The sequence below is a fragment of the Nonomuraea sp. NPDC048882 genome (assembly GCF_040649755.1).
Taxonomy (GTDB): Bacteria; Actinomycetota; Actinomycetes; order Streptosporangiales; family Streptosporangiaceae; genus Nonomuraea; species Nonomuraea maheshkhaliensis.
Window position 1 is genome coordinate 705,584 of the sequence record NZ_JBEZGB010000004.1, and the last position, 19,601, is coordinate 725,184.

General features: G+C 72.0%; 14 protein-coding genes. 9 read left to right on the plus strand and 5 right to left on the minus strand.

Translation table 11 applies throughout. The features are described 5' to 3' along the window. The first annotated feature begins 4 nt into the window (after nucleotides 1-4). Nucleotides 5-3,193: an AAA family ATPase gene (locus AB0C27_RS17560; RefSeq protein WP_357844732.1), complete on the plus strand. Its 3,189-nt coding sequence runs from the start codon at nucleotides 5-7 to the stop codon at nucleotides 3,191-3,193. Between the two features lie 134 nt (nucleotides 3,194-3,327). Here the strand turns inward: AB0C27_RS17560 and AB0C27_RS17565 are convergent, their stop codons facing one another. Beyond that, complete coding sequence (locus AB0C27_RS17565; protein ID WP_357844735.1) at nucleotides 3,328-4,500, minus strand: TerC family protein; 1,173 nt, start codon at nucleotides 4,498-4,500, stop codon at nucleotides 3,328-3,330. Nucleotides 4,501-4,714: 214 nt separating this feature from the next. On the opposite strand from AB0C27_RS17565, the gene AB0C27_RS17570 reads away from it, so the two are divergent. Together AB0C27_RS17570 and glnII are read left to right on the plus strand one after the other, a co-directional pair. Beyond that, entirely contained in the window at nucleotides 4,715-5,206 is a 492-nt protein-coding gene (locus AB0C27_RS17570; RefSeq protein ID WP_357844738.1) for a hypothetical protein, read from the plus strand. An 88-nt stretch (nucleotides 5,207-5,294) separates the two neighbouring features. After that, nucleotides 5,295-6,314, plus strand: a complete 1,020-nt coding sequence (gene glnII / locus AB0C27_RS17575; RefSeq protein WP_357844741.1) for a glutamine synthetase — start codon at nucleotides 5,295-5,297, stop codon at nucleotides 6,312-6,314. A gap of 47 nt (nucleotides 6,315-6,361) precedes the next feature. Here glnII and AB0C27_RS17580 read toward each other — a convergent pair whose 3' ends face one another. The 3 genes from AB0C27_RS17580 to AB0C27_RS17590 are packed head-to-tail and all read right to left on the minus strand — an operon-like array spanning nucleotide 6,362 to nucleotide 9,405. Next, nucleotides 6,362-7,900, minus strand: coding sequence for an aldehyde dehydrogenase family protein (locus AB0C27_RS17580; protein ID WP_357844744.1), 1,539 nt, complete (start codon nucleotides 7,898-7,900; stop codon nucleotides 6,362-6,364). A gap of 33 nt (nucleotides 7,901-7,933) precedes the next feature. Further along, the gene (locus tag AB0C27_RS17585) at nucleotides 7,934-8,803 is read right to left on the minus strand and encodes a UTP--glucose-1-phosphate uridylyltransferase (protein WP_357844747.1); all 870 of its coding nucleotides are present in this window, start codon (nucleotides 8,801-8,803) and stop codon (nucleotides 7,934-7,936) included. Between the two features lie 56 nt (nucleotides 8,804-8,859). Then, nucleotides 8,860-9,405, minus strand: coding sequence for a cupin domain-containing protein (locus tag AB0C27_RS17590; protein WP_357844750.1), 546 nt, complete (start codon nucleotides 9,403-9,405; stop codon nucleotides 8,860-8,862). A gap of 255 nt (nucleotides 9,406-9,660) precedes the next feature. Between AB0C27_RS17590 and AB0C27_RS17595 the strand changes: the two genes are divergently transcribed. The 5 genes from AB0C27_RS17595 (at nucleotide 9,661) to AB0C27_RS17615 (ending at nucleotide 17,153) form a co-directional block, all read left to right on the plus strand. Continuing rightward, entirely contained in the window at nucleotides 9,661-11,163 is a 1,503-nt protein-coding gene (locus AB0C27_RS17595; protein WP_357845287.1) for an SWIM zinc finger family protein, read from the plus strand. Further along, nucleotides 11,160-12,515 (plus strand): DUF5691 domain-containing protein, encoded by a 1,356-nt coding sequence (locus AB0C27_RS17600; protein ID WP_357844753.1) that lies wholly within the window; start codon nucleotides 11,160-11,162, stop codon nucleotides 12,513-12,515. Before AB0C27_RS17595 ends, AB0C27_RS17600 begins: the two co-directional genes overlap by 4 nt. Further along, nucleotides 12,512-13,576 carry an AAA family ATPase gene (locus tag AB0C27_RS17605; protein WP_357844755.1) on the plus strand — a complete coding sequence of 355 codons (1,065 nt, stop codon included), beginning with the start codon at nucleotides 12,512-12,514 and terminating at the stop codon, nucleotides 13,574-13,576. Before AB0C27_RS17600 ends, AB0C27_RS17605 begins: the two co-directional genes overlap by 4 nt. Further along, nucleotides 13,573-15,906, plus strand: a complete 2,334-nt coding sequence (locus AB0C27_RS17610; RefSeq protein ID WP_357844758.1) for a DUF5682 family protein — start codon at nucleotides 13,573-13,575, stop codon at nucleotides 15,904-15,906. Before AB0C27_RS17605 ends, AB0C27_RS17610 begins: the two co-directional genes overlap by 4 nt. A gap of 80 nt (nucleotides 15,907-15,986) precedes the next feature. Continuing rightward, entirely contained in the window at nucleotides 15,987-17,153 is a 1,167-nt protein-coding gene (locus tag AB0C27_RS17615) for a VWA domain-containing protein (RefSeq protein WP_357845290.1), read from the plus strand. 57 nt (nucleotides 17,154-17,210) lie between these two features. Here the strand turns inward: AB0C27_RS17615 and AB0C27_RS17620 are convergent, their stop codons facing one another. After that, a complete protein-coding gene (locus AB0C27_RS17620; protein WP_357844761.1) occupies nucleotides 17,211-18,659 on the minus strand; it encodes a DHA2 family efflux MFS transporter permease subunit in 1,449 nt (482 codons plus the stop codon). A gap of 111 nt (nucleotides 18,660-18,770) precedes the next feature. On the opposite strand from AB0C27_RS17620, the gene AB0C27_RS17625 reads away from it, so the two are divergent. Beyond that, complete coding sequence (locus AB0C27_RS17625) at nucleotides 18,771-19,520, plus strand: TetR/AcrR family transcriptional regulator C-terminal domain-containing protein (protein ID WP_357844764.1); 750 nt, start codon at nucleotides 18,771-18,773, stop codon at nucleotides 19,518-19,520. The last annotated feature ends 81 nt before the right edge of the window (nucleotides 19,521-19,601 follow it).

Here is a 19,601-nt window from a genome sequence, read left to right on the forward strand (position 1 = left end):
ACCATTGACCACGACCATTCATCATGAAGGGCTGCGCGCCCCCGGCAGCGGGCCTTCCGATCCCGAATCCGTGACCAGGAAGAAAATGCAGTTCTGGGACCGGAGCAAGTTCCTCATCGTCCTGGTGCTGGCCTATCTGATCCTCACGTGGAAGGTGATGGCCGACTTCGAAGGCATCATGACCTTCCCCGACGCCGCGCAGAAGATCGCCATCGAATACCAGTGGATCTTCTGGCTGCTCGGCGCCGAGGTCATCAGACAGGTGCACTTCCTCGTCAGCGAGCACTGGTCGGCCTACCACCGCTTCTGGAGCCAGAAGGTCTTCGGCGGCTTCGAACGCTGGACCCACCGCCGCTTCGACGACTGGACCCGCTTCCGCCTCGCCAGAGCACTCAAGATCGTCTTCTTCATCACCCTGATCGCCCTGGTGCTCGGGGCCGTCCTGGACATCAGCCCGTTCGCCGCGCTGCTCCAGGCCCCGGCGCTGATCTGGCAGGCGCTGCCGTTCTTCCTGCAGATCGTCTTCCTGTTCTTCTTCGTCATCATCCAGTTCGTCGGCCTGTTCTGGTTCCTGTCCAGGGGCGGCGTCGAGACGTACTTTCCCGACGACATCAAGACCCGCTTCCACGACGTGTGGGGGCAGGACCACGTGGTCGAGCGCGTCAGGGAGAACATCGTCTTCCTGGAGCGGCCGGACGAGATCGAGCGGCGCGGCGGGTACGTCCCCAGCGGCCTGCTGCTCTGGGGGCCGCCGGGAACCGGCAAGACCCTCATGGCCGAGGCCGTGGCCGGAGAGACCGGCAAGCCGTACGTGTTCGTGGACCCGGGCGCGTTCACGAACATGTTCATGGGCATCGGCATCCTCAAGGTCAAGTCGCTGTTCAGGAAACTGCGCAAACTGGCCCTCCGGTACGGTGGAGTGATCGTCTTCTTCGACGAGGCCGACTCCCTCGGCAAGCGTGGCCGCCTGGCCCAGCAGGGCCCGCCGGGACAGGGCGGCGGCTTCTCCGGCCTGTCCGGCGTCCACGGCTGCCACGGCGCGAACTACATGTCCGAGGCCACCCGCCAGCTGCTCGCCTTCGGCGGCGGCAATCGGGCCGAGGAGGATCCGGGCAGGCGCAACCGCTTCTTCATGGGCGGCGGCATGAACAGCGGCGGCGACCCCGGCACGCTCCAGGCGCTGCTCACCGAGCTGTCAGGGCTCAAGAAGCCGCGCGGCTTCTTCAACCGCCTCGTCCGCCGGCTGCTCGGCATGCGGCCCAAGCCTCCGCCCAAATACCGCATCCTCGTCATGATGGCCACGAACCGGCCCGACGCGCTGGACGAGGCGCTACTGCGGCCCGGCCGCATCGACCGCATCTACAAGGTCGGCTACCCGTCCAAGGCCGGGCGGATGCGTACGTACCAGGGCTATTTCGACAAGGTGTGGCACGAGCTCAGCCCCGAGCAGATCGACAAACTCGCCACGATCACCCCGTACGCGACCGGCGCCACCATCAAGGACCTGGTCAACGAGTCGCTCATCACGGCCATCAGGGACGGGCGCGAGGTCATCACCTGGTCGGACGTGCTGCGCGCCAAGCGGCTCAAGCAGCTCGGGCCGCCCGAGGACGTCGAGTACATCGAACGCGAACGGCACGCCGTGGCCGTGCACGAGGCCTGCCACGCCGTCGTCGCGTACGTGACCCGCTTCCACCTCGAGATCGACATCGCCACCATCGAGAAGGGCGCCGACTACCTCGGCATGGTCGCCTCGATCAAGCCCGAGGACCAGTTCACCCGGTGGAAGTCCGAGCACGAGGCCGACATCATGGTCTCCCTGGCCTCGCTGGCCGGCGAGCGCATGTTCTTCGGCGAGGACAACTCCTCCGGCGTCTCCGGCGACCTCTACTCGGCCACCTACCTGACCGCGATGATGGAGTCGTACTGGGGCATGGGCTCCGGCGTCACCTCGCTGCCCGCGCTCCAGGAGCTGGAGATCATGGGCGGCAAGGCCATGCGCAAGCGCGGGCCCGGCGGCGGCATCGGCATCACCGAGAGAGAGCCGGCCAGGCGCCAGCCCGACCTCGCGCCCGACGTGCTCGGCGAGCGCATCGAGTTCAACCTGGTACGGCTGCTGGAGCGGACCGAGCAACTGCTGGAGGAGCACCGCAGGGACGTGCTCTGCCTGGCGCACGCGCTGGAGACGCACAAGACCCTCAACGGCGACGACGTGGTCGCGATCATCCGCAGGGAGCCGGGGCCGCTCATCGACGGCACCATCTACGCCTCCGACGAGCTCTACCAGGAGCTGGAGGAGTACCACCACGACGCGGCCAGGGCGCACAAGGAGCACAGCCACATCGACCGCGCGCTGCCCGGGCACCAGGAGGCGGCTGTGGTGGTGCCGGTCGGCTATGCCGCGCAGGGGACCGGGGTGTCCGCACCGCCCTTCGCGGCCCCGCCCACCGGCATCCAGGTGCTGCCCCCACCGGGACCCTCCGCCGGGCCTCTTACCGGGTCTCCCGGCGGATCTCCTGCTGGGCCCTCTGCCGGATCTCCTGCGGGATCTTCGGCCGGGTCCTCCGCCAGGACCTCTGGCGGGTCCGCTGCTGGGCGCTCCTCGGGGATCCAGGCGCCGCCGCCCACGGGGCCGCCCGTGCAGGTCGGTCAGGATGCGCAGCGCGAGCCGGCCGACCGGCCTGAGTTCGTGCCCTGGGCCGCCTCCTCGCCGGGCGCCGCCCCCTCCAACGGCCCTGTCACAGGGGTCTCGGCAGGGGCCTCCGCGCCGGTGCCGGTCGTCGTGGGGACGCCCGCGGCGGGCACGCCGTCGCCGCAGCGGCGTCGCCGCATCGGCCGGATCTGGCTGGTCGTCGCCAGCCTGCTCGGCCTCGTGGTGATCTCCGTCATCGCCGCGCTCGCCGTGACAGGCGTCCTCGGCAGCGGCGGGAACGCCGCCGGCTCGGCCGGGGCGCCCTCGGTGGCCTCGCCAGGGCTGCTGCTTCTGCTGTTCGTCGTGGTCGTCGCCGTCATCGTGGGCGCCGGGCTGGCGTTCGTGGCGATCAAGGGCGTCCGCGCGGCGCAGGTGAAGGCCGAGCAGGAACGGGACCAGGCCCACGCCAGGGCCCAGCTGCTGGCCGCGGCGATGGACCCGGACACGGCCATGCGGCTGCTCGGCTACGACGGCAACGGCACCGACCGGCGCGGCGGCTGACCGCCCCGGCACAAACCGGCCGGTCGGCCGCACATCGGCCGGTCACCCGTACATCGGGTGGCAGGCCGTTCAGCGGGCGTATCGGGCGGGCGGCCGTGCACGGGGCCTGACCTCGGGTGGACGGCCGCCCGAGGTCAGGCCCGGTCGTGTTCCTCGTGGGCGCGGCGCAGCAGGGCCAGCAGCCGGTCCTCGTCGCGGATCCCCCTGCGGAACCGTTCCGGGAGCTGCCTGAACTGCTCCTCCTTCGCGAGGAGCCGGTCGAAGAGCTCCTCGCGCACCACCGGGTCGTGCTCGACGTCCAGGTACGCCTCCGCGTACCGGCGCACCCCCGACACCGTGTTCTGCGCGCGCCCCTTCGGACTGGCCAGCGAGGCCACCACCGTGACCAGCAGCACGCCGATGATCACCAACAGGGACAGCCCCGTGCTGATCTCCACGACCGGCACCGGCCGGCCCTCGTTGACGAACGGCACGTTGTTCTCGTGCAGCGCGTGCAGGATCAGCTTGACCCCGATGAAGGCCAGGATCGCGGCCAGCCCGTACGCCAGGTAGATCAGCCGGTCGAGCAGCTCGTCGATGAGGAAGTACAGCTGGCGCAGCCCCAGCAGGGAGAACGCGGTCGCGGTGAAGACGAGGTAGACGTTCTGGGTGAGACCGAAGATGGCCGGGATCGAGTCGAGGGCGAACAGCACGTCGGTCCCGCCGATGGCGATCATGACCAGCAGCATCGGCGTCATGACCCGCTTGCCGTCCTGCACGGTGAAGAGCCGGTCGCCGTCGTAGGTGTCACTCGTGTGCAGGAGCCGGCGCGCGACCCGGACCATGAGGTTGTCGGGGGAGCGGCCCTCGTGGCCGTCCGGCTTGAGCAGGTTGCCCGCCGTGATCAGCAGGATCAGGCCGAACAGGTAGAACACCCAGGCGAACGTGTTGATCAGCGCGGCGCCCAGCAGGATGAAGCCGGTGCGGGCGAGGAGCGAGAAGACGATGCCGAACAGCAGCGCCTTCTGCTGGTCGGCGCGGGGCACCTTGAAGCTGCCCATGATGACGAGGAAGACGAACAGGTTGTCGACCGACAGCGCCTTCTCCGTCACGTAGCCGGCGAAGTACTCGGCACCGGGATCGGCGCCGCCGAAGAGCCAGACGCCGGCGCCGAACAGCAGCGCGACGCCCACGTACAGGGCCGACCAGATCGAGGACTCGCGCAGCGTGGGGACGTGAGCCTTGCGGACGTGGAAGACGAAGTCGAACAGCAGCAGTCCGACGATCCCCAGGATCGTCAGCCACCACACACCGGCGGAAACGTCCACATGAGGCTCCAGAGGTGCCGGCCGCCGTGGGGAAAGGCGACATTTACGGGGTTGTCGTGGCAGGTGTTACCCGGATCACCCGCTGTCATGCCCGTCCCGCCGCCCCCGCCCCGCTCCACGCGGACGCCGGTCCTTTCGAGGGAGGTGACGGTCCGTCGAACCAACCGCCGGCGCGACCGTCGAACCGGACGCGACCGCCCCGCGTCTTAGGGGTGTGCCGCGACCAGCCTCCCCCGCCTCCCTCCTCCTCGCCTGCGCCTTCCTGCTCACCGCAGGCTGCTCGGACGCCAGGCCCTGTACGCTCATCGGCGCCCGCGTCGGGTTATCGGTGCACGTACGCGCGCCGCTCGCGGCCAGAGCCGAGTCCGTGGAATTGGACGTGTGCTGGGACGGCTCCTGCCGGCAGGCACGGACCCCGCTCCATCCGTCCTCGCGGCCCGGCCAGGAGACCTGCTCGGGCGACACCTGCGCGGCGCCGGCCGTGCCCACGGGGGACGAGAACGGGTTCGGCGAGGTCCAGGGGCTGCCGGAACGGCCGGTGCGGGTGCGCCTGACGCTGCGGGGCGCCGGAACCGAGCCGGTGCTGGAGCGTACGATCGAGGTCACACCGCGGGGCGTGTTCCCCAACGGCCCCGACTGCGGCAAGGCGGGCCCGCAGGCGGTGCTCACCGTCGAGGGTGACGGCACTGTGCGGAGCGGTTCCTGATTAACACGCCGTTCACATTCGGGCAAAAAGCGGGAAACGGCCATCCGTAAGACTCGGCGTGGCTGAGAGAAACCCCGAAAGGACCGTTGTGAGCTACAAGGCTGAGTACATCTGGATCGACGGCACCGAGCCCACGGCTCTGCTGCGCTCGAAGACGAAGATCCTGGCCGACGGAGCCGAGCCCCCGGTCTGGGGCTTCGACGGCTCCAGCACCAACCAGGCCGAGGGCCACTCGTCGGACCGCGTGCTCCGCCCGGTGTTCACCTGCCCCGACCCGATCCGCGGCGGCGACAACAAGCTGGTCCTGTGCGAGGTCGAGGAGATCGACGGCGAGCCGCACGTCAGCAACACGCGTGCGCTGCTGCGCCCGGTCGCCGAGCAGTTCGCGGCGCAGGAGTCCTGGTTCGGCATCGAGCAGGAATACACCTTCTTCAAGGGCAGCCGCCCGCTCGGCTTCCCCGAGGGCGGCTTCCCCGCCCCGCAGGGCCACTACTACTGCGGCGTGGGCGCCGAGGCCGTGTTCGGCCGTGAGATCGTCGAGCTCCACCTCGACCGCTGCCTCGCCGCCGGCCTGAAGATCTCCGGCATCAACGCCGAGGTCATGCCGGGTCAGTGGGAGTTCCAGGTCGGCCCGGCCGACCCGATCGAGGTCGCCGACCACCTGTGGGTCGCCCGCTACCTGCTCTACCGGACCGCCGAGGAGCACGGCGTGGAGGCCACCCTCGACGCCAAGCCCGCCCGCGGCGACTGGAACGGCGCCGGCGCGCACACCAACTTCTCCACCAAGGCCATGCGTGAGGGCTACGAGGCCATCATCACCGCCTGCGAGGCGCTCGGCGAGGGCGACAAGCCGATGGAGCACGTCACCCAGTACGGCGCCGACATCGAGTCCCGCCTCACCGGCCACCACGAGACCGCCCCGTGGAACAAGTACTCCTACGGCGTCTCCAACCGCGGCGCCTCGGTGCGCATCCCGTGGCAGGTCGAGGTGGACAAGAAGGGCTACATCGAGGACCGCCGTCCCAACGCCAACATCGACCCGTACGTGGTCACCCGGCTGCTGGTGAACACCTGCTGCTCGGCCCTGGAGAAGGCCGGCCAGGTCTGACCGACCGCTTGCGAGTGACGGGGCCCCGGATTCCGGGGCCCCGTTTCTCATGCCAGGCGGAAGCCCAGATCGGGGACGATCTCGGCCACGTCCATCTGCGCCTTCTGCAGGCGTCCAGAATGGTCCCAGTTCATCGCCTGCCAGCGGGTGAACTGGTCGAGCACCCACATGCCCGACTGGCGGCTGCCGTTGCCCGACTTGCCGTTGCCGCCGAACGGCAGGTGCGCCTCGGCCCCCGAGGTGGAGTTGTTGACGCTGACCATGCCGGCCGAGATGCCCTCGCGGAAGCGGAAGGCGTGCTTCGGGTCGGTGGTGTAGATGGAGCTCGACAGCCCGTAGCCGGGCAGGTTGGCCAGCTCGACAGCCTCGTCCAGGGTGGCGAACGTGGTGACGCCCACGATCGGGCCGAACGTCTCCTCCATGAACAGCCGGTCGCCCGGCCGCACGCCGTCCACCACGATCGGGTGGTAGTAGAGGCCGCCGGCGCCGTCGAAGCCGCCGCGCGGGTTGCCGCCGGTGACGCGGCCCGTCGGGCCCGTGACGACCTGGTGGTGGGGCTGGATCCAGGTCAGGTACTCCTCGTAGCGGTCGGCGAACTTCTGGTCGAGCAGCGGCCCCGCCAGCACGTCGCCCGCCGGGTCGCCGATCTCGGCCTCGCGTACGGCCCGCGCGAACCGTTCGACGAACGCGTCGTGCACGCTCTCGTGCACGATGACCGTGCCGAGACTCGTGCAGCGCTGGCCCGCGGTGCCGAACCCGGAGAACAGCGCGCCCTCCACGGCCAGGTCGAGGTCGGCGTCCGGCATGATCACCATGGGGTTCTTGCCGCCCAGCTCCAGACAGGCGGACTGCAGGTGCCGCCCGGTCAGCTCGCCGACCTTCCTGCCCACCTCGCTGGAGCCGGTGAAGCCCACCTTCTGCACGCTGCCCTGCTCAAGGGCCAGCTCAAGGCCGCGGAAGGTGTCGGCGCCGTCGGCGAAGACGATGTTCAGCACCCCGTCGGGCAGGCCCGCCGCCGTGAACAGCCGGAACATCGCGTGCGCGGAGGCGGCGGCGTACTCGGCGGGCTTCCAGACCACGGCGTTGCCGCACAGCAGGGCCGGCACCAGGTACCACGACGGGACCGCCACCGGGAAGTTGCCCGCCGTGATCACCGCCGCCACGCCGATCGGGTTGCGGAAGGTGAACAGGTTCTTGTCCGGCATCTCGGACGGCACCGTCTGCCCGTACAGCCTGCGGCCCTCGCCCAGGAAGAAGTCACACGTGTCGACGATCTCCCTGACCTCGCCGAGAGCCTCCGCGTACGGCTTGCCGATCTCCTCGGTCACCAGCCGCGCCAGCGCCTCGGCATTGGCCTCCACCAGCCGCCCGATCGAGGCGATCACCCTGCCGCGCACCGGCGCGGGCACCTTGGCCCACTCGCGCTGCGCCTCCTTGGCGGTGCGGCAGGCGGCGGCGAACGTGTCCGCGTCGGCCAGCCCGACCCGTGCCACGACCTCGCTCGTGCGGGCGGGGTTGGTCGAGTCGTACGTGGTCGCTGCGGCGGCGTCCTTGCCGCCCACGATGGAAACGATTTGTCGGCTCACCGGGGCCCTCCTCCGTAAGTTCTCCGGTAGACGCTAGCTCTCCAAGGCCAGTTTGCGCAGCTCCGGCCCGTGCACCGGATCGGCCAGCGCGGCGGCGAACTGCGCCCGCAGATAGTTGAGCGGTGAGCCCGTGTCGTACCAGGTGCCGTCGATGACCTGGCCGTACACCGGATGCGCGGCGGCGTGGCGGTGCAGCGCGTCGGTCAGGTAGATCTCGCCCTGGGGGTTCTCGTGCCAGCGGCGCGTGGCCGCCTCCAGCTCGGCGACGACGCCGGGGGTGACGACGTAACCGCCGATGGCCGCGTACCGGGAGGGTGCCTCCTCCGGGCGGGGCTTCTCCACCAGGCCGGAGACGCGCAGCCGGCCGCCGCCGAGATCCTCCTCGACGACCGGCACGCCGTAGCGGGAGGCGTCCTCGGCCTCCATCGGCATCAGGGCCAGCACCGGCGCCCCCGTCGCCTCGTAGGCCGCCTTGAGCTGCCGGGCGCGCGGCACCTCCGCCACGAACACGTCGTCGGCCCACAGCACCATGAACGGCTCGTCGCCGATGACGCGGGCCGCGTTCAGCACAGGGGTGCCGTTGCCGTACGGGCCCGTCTGGTACAGGTACGTGATGTGCGCCAGCGACGACAGCTCGGCCACCGCGGCGGCCAGGTCGTCCTTGCCCGCCTCGCGCAGCTGCCGCTCCAGGTCGTCGTCCGGGGCGAAGTGCCGCTGCACCAGCTCCTTGCGGGCCGACGTGACGATGGTGATCTCGTCGATGCCGGAGTCGACGAGCTCGCGGATGGTGTGCTCGATGACGGGCTTGTCGCCGATCGGCAGCATCTCCTTCGGCAGCGCCTTCGTCAGGGGCAGCAGGCGGGTGCCCAGACCGGCCACCGGGATCACGGCTTTACGGACCATACGTCACTCCTTGGGTGGTGCTGCTGGGCTGGTGCTGCCGGGGCGCCGGGACGGCGTCAGGCGGTGAAGTCGGCGAAGTCGAAGCCGGGGGAGACCAGGCAGCTCACCAGCACCGCCTCCGCGCCCGCCGGCCGCGCCGACTGCCACACCCCGCCGGGCACGACCGCCTGCGGCACCTGCCCGTGCTCCACGTCGGGCCCGAGCAGGACGTCGTCGTCCCCGATCGTCAGGCTGAGCGGGCCGCCGCGGTGCCACAGCCAGATCTCGGCCGACCTGACCACGTGCGGCACCGACTCCTCGCCCGGATGCAGCAGGAAGTAGATGGCGGTGGCACTGGCCCGCGCCCCCTCATACCCCTCGGGCTCGAACGTCACCGGCGAGCGCCACGTCTCGCGGAACCAGCCGCCCTCGGGATGGGGCAGCAGGTCGAGCGCCTCGGCGACGGGCGGGCGCGGCACGAACGCGACGGGGGCGCCCGTGACGTCCCTGCGCAGGAACCGGTCGCCGTCGAGGACGAGCTGTCCGTCGAGCGGGCTGGTCAGGGCTTCGGCCTCGTCGGCCACCTGGACGGCAGGGCCGTCGGGATAGATCCGCAACTCCACGGGACGAGTCTAGGGAGGTTCGGGACGGTGGATGTTCCGGGCCTGGACGTTCCGGGCCTGGACGTTCCGGGCCTGGACGTTCCGGGCCAGGACGCCGGGCCCGGACGTTCCGGAACGGCGGACGTTCCGGACGGGCGCAGGTCGAGCCACGGGACGGCCAGGGCCGGGCTGCAGCCGAGCCAGGAGCGAGCGGGGGAGCCGTCTTGCTGGACGGGCTCCTAAATGTCGGTCGGGCTGGCTAGTCTGCGGCAGGTGATGCAGCGGTGGAGCCGGGATCAGGTCCTCGCCCTCGCCCCTGACGCGCCGTCCCGCAAGGCGGCGCAGGGGGTGTCGGCGCCAGGCGAATGGTCGTCCCACGGCACGACGGGCCTGGTCGTGTTCGGGGAGTGCCGGGGCAGCGGGTCCAAGCCCTATCTGGCGTGCGTCGACCTCACCGAGCCCGCCTACCGGTGCAGTTGCCCGAGCCGGAAGTTTCCGTGCAAGCACGCGCTCGGGCTGCTGCTCCTCTGGTCCGCCGACGGGGTCCCGGAGCTGGAGGCGGCACCGCAGTGGGTGACGGAGTGGATGGACGGCAGGGCCACCCGCGCCGCGAAGTCCGCCGCCCGCCTCGAAGCCGCCCGCACCGAAGCCCACCCCGACCCCACCGCCGGGGCGGCGCGAGGTGCCGCCGAGGGAGCCTCGCCCAGCTCCGCCGACGGCATCCCGCTCGACGCGGAGGGTGCAGTCACCGCTGACCCGTCCCGGCTCGACGCGGAGGGGCCTGGATCCGGTGGGGCGGCTTCGGGCACGGTCAGGGCTGGAGGTGGTGGGGCTGGGCGGGCCGAGAGTGTGCGGCATGCGCGGGTCGCCGCCGGGCTGGGGGAGCTGGAGCGGTGGCTGGCCGACCAGGTGCGTCAAGGGCTGGCGGGGGCCGCCGAGCACGACTGGGAGGGGCTGGCCAAGCGTCTCATCGACGCCCAGGCCCCCGGCATGGCGGGCATCGTCTCCCGTCTGTCCCGGGTGCGGGCCGAGGAGGGCTGGCCGGGGCGGCTGCTGGAGGAATACGCCCTGATCAACCTGCTCGCCGTCGCCTACCGCAGACGGGCCGATCTGCCGGGCCCGCTCGCCGAGACCGTCCTGATCCGCACCGGGTTCCCCGTCACCAGGGAAGAGGTGCTGGCCGGGCCCGCCGTGCGCGACCACTGGGACGTCCTGGGGCGGCGCGACGAGCAGCAGGACCGGCTGACGGCACGCCGCGTCTGGCTGCGGGGCCGCCGCACCGGCCGCCCCGCCCTCATCCTGTCGTTCGCCCCCCAGGGCCAGGCGCTCGACGCCTCCCTGGTGACGGGAACGACCATCGACGCCGACCTGACCTACTACCCGGGCGCCGCCCCCCTACGAGCCCTGGTCGCCACCCGCCACGTCCTCCTCACACCCCCACCGCCACCGGACACCCCGGCACCCGCCACCACTCCCTCCCTCCCCACACTGGCGGCAGTCGTGCCGCCGGGGGTGTCGGTGGAAGAGGGGCTGGACGAAGTGGCGCGGGCGCTGGCCGAGGATCCGTGGACCGAGTCGTGGCCGCTCGTCCTGGCCGGAGTCGTTCCCGGCCGGACCGAGCTCGGCGGCCTGCCCTGGCATCCCCGTTCCCGCGACCCCTGGCGGCTGATCGCCGTCTCCGGCGGGCGGCCGGTCACCGCGGCCGTCGAATGGACACCGCAGGGCCTGAGACCCCTGACCACCTGGGACGACGAGGGAAGAGCGGTGATCCTGGCATGACGGGCTGGGAGGAGCTGACGTCCACGGCGCTCGTGGGCACCGACCGCCGGCCGTACCCCGGAGACCTGCTCGAAGCCGCCGCCGCCGAAGTGGCGCGGCGGCGGGCGGGGCGGCGCGCGGGCGAGACGGGGCGGCTGGAGCGCGCGCCCGAGGAGGAGCGGGAGGCGGTCGGCAGGCGCGCGGCCGAACGGCTCGTCCGCATCATGGGCGGCGAGCACGAACGACTGCTGCCCGAGTGGCTGGCCGCGGCCGCCGCGACCGGGCGCAGGGTGCCCGCGTACGCGCTGCCCGAGCTGCTCGACCGCGGCCGGCGCGACCGCTCGATCAGGGTGCACCTCGGCGTGCTCGCGGGCCGGCGCGGCCGGTGGCTGGCCGGGCAGAACCCGGCCTGGGACTACCTGCTGGAGGAGCCCACGGGCGAGACGTGGGAGCTGGGCGGGGCCGCCGACCGGCGGGCCCACCTGAGCGCGCTCAGGGCGGCCGACCCGGCCGGGGCCAGGCGGCTGCTGGAGAGCTCGTGGGAGCGTGAGACGCCCGACGACCGGGCCGGGTTCGTGGAGGTGCTGGCCGAAGGGCTGAGCATGGAGGACGAGCCGTTCCTTGAGCAGGCGCTCGACGACCGGCGCAGAGAGGTGCGCCAGGCCGCGGCCAACCTGCTGACCCGCCTGCCGGATTCGCGCATGTCCCGGCGCATGGCCGAGCGGGTGCGCGCCTGCGTGACGATCCGGCGCGAGAGCGGCGGTGAGGTCATCGCCGTCGAGGCGCCCACGGCCTGCGACAAGGCGATGGAACGCGACGGCGTGCGGGCGAAGCCGCCCCGGGGCATCGGCGAGCGCGCCTGGTGGCTGCAGCAGATCATCGCCCGCGCCCCCCTGGCGCTGTGGGACCGGCCGCCTTCCGCGCTGCTCGCGATGCGGATCCCCGACTGGGACGCCGAGGTGAAGGCGGCCTGGGTACGCGCCGCGGTGCTGCAGCGCGACCCCGAGTGGGCGCGGGCGATGTTCGGCTGGGACCCGATCGCCGACCTGCTCGAATCCCTGCCGCCGGAGGAGCAGCAGGAGCTGGCCGCCCGGTTCGTGCACCAGCACGACCTCGACAGCCAGCTGATCATGGTGCTCGGCGGGGTGTCGTCTCTCTGGGGCGAGGGCCTGGCCACGGCCGTGCTGCGCAAGATCGTGAAAGTGGCCGCCACCCAGCCGTGGAACCTCGGCGAGCTGGTCAAGCTGGCGGGCGAGCACATCGACCCGGCCCTGTACGAGCTGGCCGAGGACTTCTCACCCGCGGAGCCCATCCAGCGGGTCGCCGCCCTGCTACGGTTCCGCGCTGACATGTACAAGGAGCTCCCCCTATGACCGTTCTGCGCCCGCACGCGGAAGACCAGTACGCCGAGGAGCTGGCCTTCCTGGCCAAGGACGACGACCGTCCCAGGCCACCCGGCTGGAAACTGTCGCCGTGGGCCGTCACCACGTACATCCTGGGCGACGGCGACCGCGTCACCCCCAAATACGTGGGCGCGCGGCGCATCGTCGAGGTGGCCGTCGCCACGCTCGCGACCGACCGCGCGCTGCTGCTGCTCGGCGTGCCCGGCACCGCGAAGACGTGGCTGTCCGAACACCTGGCCGCCGCTGTCAGCGGCGACTCGACGCTGCTCGTGCAGGGCACCGCCGGCACCGCCGAGGAGGCCATCCGGTACGGCTGGAACTACGCCAGACTCCTGGCCGAAGGCCCTTCCATGGAGGCGCTGACCCCGTCGCCGGTGATGCGCGCCATGGCTGAGGGCCGCATCGCCCGGGTCGAGGAGCTCACCCGCATGCCGTCCGACGTACAGGACGCCCTGATCACCGTCCTGTCGGAGAAGACGCTGCCGATCCCCGAGCTCAACCGCGAAGTGCAGGCCGAGCGCGGCTTCAACGTCATCGCCACCGCCAACGACCGCGACCGCGGCGTCAACGAGCTGTCCAGCGCGCTGCGCCGCCGCTTCAACACCGTCGTCCTGCCGGTCCCCGCCACCGCCGAGGAGGAGGTCGACATCGTCGCCCGCCGCGTCGCCCAGCTCGGACGCTCGCTGGAGCTGCCGGAGACGACGACCGGGCTGGCCGAGATCCGGCGGGTGGTGACGGTGTTCAGGGAGCTGCGCGCCGGCGTCACCGAGGACGGCCGCACCAAGCTCAAGTCGCCCAGCGGCACCCTGTCCACGGCCGAGGCCATCTCGGTCCTGACCAGCGGTATCGCGCTGGCGGCCCACTTCGGCGACGGGGTGCTGCGGCCGTCCGACGTGGCCGCGGGGATCGTCGGCGCGGTGGTGCAGGAGCCGGTGTCGGACCGGGTGGTGTGGCGCGAATACCTGGAGACGGTGGTGCGCGAACGCTCCGACTGGCGCGACTTCTACCGCGCGTGCCGCGAGACTTCATGAGCGTCTCCGTCCTGGGCGTACGCCACCACGGGCCCGGCTCGGCGCGGGCCGTGCGGCGCGAGCTGGAACGCCTGCGCCCCGACGCCATCCTCATCGAGGGCCCGCCCGAGGCCGACGCCCTCGTCACGCACGCGCCCGGCCTGGAGCCGCCGGTCGCGCTGCTCGCCCACGTGCCGGGGGCGCCGGCCCGCGCGGCGTTCTGGCCGTTCGCGGAGTTCTCGCCGGAGTGGCAGGCGATCCGGTACGGCACATCCGCCGGCGTCCCCGTACGCTTCTGCGACCTGCCCGCGGCCCACTCCCTGGCCGGCGAACCGTCGGATGCCGAACCCGGCGATCAGGAGCCCGGCGGTCACGAGCCGGGCAGTCAGGAGCCCGGCCAGGCGGGGCCCGACGGCCGGAGACCCGGTGGGGCGGGGCTCGACGCGCCGCAGCCCGGGATGCGGGGTGATCCCATCGGGGCGCTGGCCGCCGCGGCCGGGTACGACGATCCCGAGCGCTGGTGGGAGGATGTCGTCGAGCACCGGGGCGGTGACACGCCGTTCCAGGTCATCGCTGAGGCCATGGCCGCCGTACGCGAGGGATGCCGGCCGGACGAGCGGGAGGCCAGGCGCGAGGCGTACATGCGCAAGACCCTCCGCGCGGCGATCAAGCAGGGTTTCGGGCGGATCGCGGTGATCTGCGGCGCCTGGCACGTGCCCGCGCTGACCGGCCCGCTGCCGTCCGTGACCGCGGACAACGCCGTCCTGCGCGGCCTGCCGAAGGTGAAGGCCGAGCTGACCTGGGTGCCGTGGACGTACGGCAGGCTCGCCTCCTGGAGCGGCTACGGCGCGGGGATCACCTCGCCGGGCTGGTACCACCACCTGTTCGAAACCCCCGACCGGCCCGTGGAGCGGTGGCTGGCCGCGGCCGCGGCGGTGCTGCGTGACGAAGGGCTGGCGGTCTCGTCCGCGCACGTCATCGAGTCCGTACGGCTGGCCGGCAGCCTGGCCGCCCTGCGCGGCCGGCCGCTGGCCGGGCTCGGCGAGGTTACCGAGGCGGCCAGGGCGGTGCTGTGCGAGGGCGACGACCTGGCCGTGGAGCTGATCCAGCGGCGCATGGTCGTCGGCGACCGGCTCGGCCACGTCTCCGACGGCACCCCGATGGTGCCGCTCCAGCGCGACCTGCGCGAGCGGCAGCGGCGGCTGAAGCTCAAGCCGGAGGCGCTCGACCGCGAGATCGACCTCGACCTGCGCAAGCCCCTCGACCTCGACCGCAGCCACCTGCTGCACGGGCTGCGGCTGCTCGGGGTGGGCTGGGGCACGCCGGGGCAGGCCCGCGGGAAGGGGACGTTCAGGGAGACGTGGACGCTCCAGTGGCGGCCCGAGCACGACCTCGCCCTCATCGAGCACGCCGCCCTGGGCACCACCGTGCCGACCGCCGCCGCCCAGCGGGCCCGCGACCTGGCCGGGGCGCCGTCGGCGATGCTGGCCGACCTGACGTCGCTGGTCGAACAGTGCCTGCTGGCGGACCTGCCGCAGGCGCTGCCCGGCGTGCTGGCGGCCCTGTCGGCCAAGGCGGCGCTCGACACGGACGTCACCCACCTGATGGCGGCGCTGCCCGCGATGGTGCGCGCCCACCGGTACGGCGACGTACGCGGCACCTCGGCCGACGGGCTGGCGGTGATCGTCCGCTCGATGCTGGAACGCATCTGCGTCGGGCTGCCGGTGGCGGTGACGGGGCTGGACGACGACGCGGCGGCCGACCTGCTCAAGCACGTGGACGCGGTCCACTCGGCCGTCGCCCTCCTCACCGACGTCCCGGCTGGGGACGCGCCGCCGGGAGCCGCGCACTCCGACGTGGTGGAGGAGGCCGGGCCGGGGGCGTCGCCGCGCGGGCGGTGGATGGTCGCGTTGCGGGGCATCAGCGACCGGCAGGACCTGCACGGGCTGATCGAGGGGCGTCTCACCAGGATCCTGCTCGACTCGGGCGAGCTCGGCGACGCCGGTGACCGCATGTCCAGGGCCATGTCCCGGGGCCAGGCTCCAGCGCGGGCGGCGGCGTGGGTCGAGGGGTTCCTGTCCGGGGGAGGGCTGCTGCTGGTGCACGACCCGCGTCTGCTCGGCCTGGTGGACGACTGGCTGACGGGGCTGTCCGGAGACCAGTTCACCGACGTGCTGCCGCTGCTGCGCCGCACGTTCGGCGGATTCGCCGCGCCGGAACGCAGATCCATCGGCGAACGGCTCCGCTCGGCCGGCCGCGACGACGCCGACCGGGACCAGGACCTGGACGAGCACCGCGCCGCGCCCGCCGTCGCGACCGTCCTGTCGATCATCGGAAGGACGAACGGATGAACGCGGGGGATGGACGGGTGGATCCAAGGGACGGGCGGATGAACGCGGGCGACGGGCGGGTGGATCCGGCGGCCGGGCGGATGAACGCGGCGGACGAGCGTTTGCGGCGGTGGCGGCTGGTGCTCGGGGGTGGGGCGGCCGACGGCACCGGGTGCGGGCTGGACGGCGTGGACGCGCAGATGGACGCGGCGCTGGCCGCCGTCTACGACCGGGGCGGCCGGGACGACGGCACACCGGGAGGCAGGGAGGGCGGGCTCGGCGCGTCGGCGCCCCGGGTGGCCCGCTGGCTCGGCGACATCCGTACCTACTTCCCCTCCACCGTCGTTCAGGTCATGCAGAAGGACGCGATCGAACGGCTCAACCTCACCAGGCTCCTCCTCGAACCCGAGATGCTCGAAGCAGTGGAGCCGGACGTCCACCTGGTCGGCACCCTGCTGGCGCTCAACAAGGTCATGCCCGACCAGGCCCGCGAATCCGCCAGGACCCTCGTCCGCAAGGTGGTGACGGAGCTGGAGCGCAGGCTCGCGCAGAAGACCAGGGCGGCGGTCAGCGGGGCGCTCGACCGGTCGGCCAGGACCCACCGCCCCAAGCGGGTGGCCGACATCGACTGGGACCGGACGATCAGGGCGAACCTCAAGAACTACCTGCCGGAGAAGAACACCGTCGTCCCCTCCCGCCTCGTCGGCTACGCCCGCAGGCAGCGGTCGGTGCAGCGCGAGGTGGTGCTGTGCATCGACCAGAGCGGGTCGATGGCGGCCTCGGTGGTGTATTCGAGCGTGTTCGGGGCGGTGCTGGCCTCGATGCGGGCGCTGAAGACGTCCCTCGTCGTGTTCGACACGGCGGTGGTGGATCTCACCGAACGGCTGCACGACCCGGTGGAGCTGCTCTTCGGTACGCAACTCGGCGGCGGCACCGACATCAACCGGGCCATCGCCTACGGGCAGGGCCTCATCACCCGCCCAGCTAACTCGATCTTCATCCTGATCAGCGACCTGTACGAGGGCGGCGTCAGGGAGGAGATGCTGCGCAGGGTGGCGGCGATGACGCAGGCCGGCGTCCAGGTGATCGTGCTGCTGGCGCTGTCCGACGAGGGGGCGCCGTTCTACGACCACGAGAACGCCGCCGCGCTGGCCGCGATGGGCGTGCCCGCGTTCGCCTGCACGCCCGACGCCTTCCCCGACCTGATGGCGGCCGCGATCGAGCGGCGCGACATCACCCAGTGGGCCGAACGCCACACCACCCTCTGACGCTCCGACGCCGCCCGGCCTGGGCTGACCCAGGCCGGACGAAGCCGGCGCGGGCGGTCACGCGTGCTGCGGCTCGGATTCCGGCCGGGCGTGGCGGGGCAGCAGGTAGGTCAGCGCGAACGTCAGCGCCAGCAACCCCACCTCCACCCACACCGTGGCCTGCATGGAGGCGCCGAACCCCCACCCGGAGGCCAGCAGGTCGAAGAAGAGCGTCCCCAGCACGGCGGTGCCCACCGCGCCGCCCAGCTGCTGGATGCCGGTCAGCGTCCCGGAGGCGGAGCCGGTCTCGTGCGGCTCGACCCCGGCCAGCACGATGTCGAAGAACGGCGCCATTGTCAGCCCCATGCCGATCCCGACCAGAGCCAGACCAGGGGAGAGCTGCCAGCCGGAGACGTCGACCCCGGTGAGGTGGATGGTGAGGGCGAGCACGGCCGCGCCCGCCGCCATCACGAGGGTGCCGATCTGCATCAGGCCGCGCCCGAGCCTCGCCTGCAGCCCGGACATCGCCAGGCCGAAGCCGGCCACGCCGCCGAGCGCCTGGGGAAGGGCGGCCAGGCCCGCCTGGAGCGGGGTGAAGCCCAGGCCGAGCTGCGTGTAGAGGCTGAAGACCAGGCCGAAGCCCATCATCCCGGAGAAGAAGGCGAGCCCGGCCACGAGGCCGCTGCTGAAGGAGCGCTTGCGGAACAGGCTGGGGGTGATCAGCGGGTCCCGGCCGGCCTTGGCGCGGCGGGACTCGTACCGGCCGAAGAGGGCGAAGACCACGACGGAGGCGGCCATCGAGACGAACGTCCAGGCCGGCCAGCCCGACTCGCGGCCCTGGATGAGCGGGAAGATGAGCAGGAACGCGGCGGCCGAGACGAGCGCGACGCCGGGCAGGTCGAGCCTGGTGGCGCCGGACAGGCGATGTTCCGGCAGGCAGCGCAGCGCGGCCACGATGGCGGCCAGGCCGATCGGCAGGTTGATCAGGAAGATCATGCGCCAGCCGGTGCCGAAGAGGTCGGCGTCCACCAGCCAGCCGGCCAGCACGGGGCCGCCGACGGAGGAGATGGTCATCACCGGACCGAACATGCCGAAAGCCTTGCCCAGCTCCTCCGGCGGGAACATCTCCTTGATCATCCCCAGCCCCTGCGGGATCATCACGGCGCCGAACAGGCCCTGCACCACGCGTCCCGCGATCAGCAGCTCCGGGCTGCCGGCGACGCCGCACAGCAGCGAGGCGGCGGTGAAGCCGCAGGCGCCGATCACGAACATGCGCTTCCTGCCGTAAAGGTCGCCGAGCCGGCCACCGGTGATCAGGCCCACGGCCATGGCCAGGGTGTAGCCCGCGCCGAGCCACTGCACCAGGCTCTCGGAGCCGCCCAGCTCCTTGCGGATCGTGGGGGCGGCGATCGTGGTCACAAGGGCGTCGAGCAGGTCCATGACCTCGGCGGCCAGGATGACGAACAGGGCGGCCCAGCGCAGGCGATAGGGCTGGACGCCGGCCGCCGCTGCGGCGGTGACGGTCATGAGGGACTCCTTAAACAGTGTTCGTGCTTAACGAACGGCGTTCGTTACGAACACCGTTTTAAGGGCGAACACTGTTCGTGTCAAGTACGGCGTTCGGGGTACAGTGATCGCATGGTGGATCGGAAGGAACGTGGCGAGGGCGAGGTCCCGGCGCCCCCGTGGCGCAGGTCGCGCAAGCCCCCGCAGCCCAGACGGCAGCTCAGCCAGGATTTGATCATCGACACCGGCCTGCGGATCCTCGACGCCGAGGGTTTCGACGCGCTCAGCATGAGACGGGTGGCCCAGGAGCTCGACACCGGCCCCGCCTCGCTGTACGCGCACGTGGCCGGCAAGGAGGAGCTGCTTGAGCTGATCTACGACCGGGTGCTCGGCGAGATCAGGCTGCCCGAGCGCGACCGCGCCCGGTGGAAGGAGCAGCTGCGGGCGTACGCCATGGAGGCGCACCGCGTGCTGGGCGCGCACGCCGACGTGGCCAGGGCCGCCCTGGCGACCATCCCGACGGGCGAGAACTCGATCCGCGCGGGCGAGTTCCTCTTCGGCCTGCTGATCGAGGCCGGGATGGCGCCGCGGGAGGCGTCGGTGGCGATGGACCGCCTGTCCCTCTACATCGTCGGCGACGCCTACGAGGCATCCCTGCACTACGCGCGGATGCGGGCGGCCGGGATGGACGATCCCGAGGCGTACTTCCGGTCGTTCGTCGGCCAGATCGCCGGCTACTACCGGGCGATCCCGCCGGAGCGGTTCCCGTACGTGGTCAAACACGTGGACGACCTGATCGCCGACGACGGCGAGCAGCGCTTCCGCTACGGTCTCGACCTGATCCTCGACGGCATCGAGGCCCGCATGCCCCGCGACCCCTGACGACCGGACGGGCGCGTTCGGCGCCTTAGGCCGAATTGCCTAGGCCCCGGGCCCGATGTGCGGACCGGGGCCCGGCCATAG

Coding starts and splice junctions, on each gene's coding strand:
- AB0C27_RS17615 (WP_357845290.1), top strand. CDS start 15,987: ATGAACGCGGCGGACGAGCGTTTGCGGCGGTGGCGGCTGGTGCTCGGG.
- AB0C27_RS17605 (WP_357844755.1), top strand. CDS start 12,512: ATGACCGTTCTGCGCCCGCACGCGGAAGACCAGTACGCCGAGGAGCTG.
- AB0C27_RS17625 (WP_357844764.1), top strand. CDS start 18,771: ATGGTGGATCGGAAGGAACGTGGCGAGGGCGAGGTCCCGGCGCCCCCG.
- AB0C27_RS17620 (WP_357844761.1), bottom strand. CDS start 18,659: ATGACCGTCACCGCCGCAGCGGCGGCCGGCGTCCAGCCCTATCGCCTG.
- AB0C27_RS17585 (WP_357844747.1), bottom strand. CDS start 8,803: ATGGTCCGTAAAGCCGTGATCCCGGTGGCCGGTCTGGGCACCCGCCTG.
- AB0C27_RS17610 (WP_357844758.1), top strand. CDS start 13,573: ATGAGCGTCTCCGTCCTGGGCGTACGCCACCACGGGCCCGGCTCGGCG.
- AB0C27_RS17595 (WP_357845287.1), top strand. CDS start 9,661: ATGCAGCGGTGGAGCCGGGATCAGGTCCTCGCCCTCGCCCCTGACGCG.
- AB0C27_RS17600 (WP_357844753.1), top strand. CDS start 11,160: ATGACGGGCTGGGAGGAGCTGACGTCCACGGCGCTCGTGGGCACCGAC.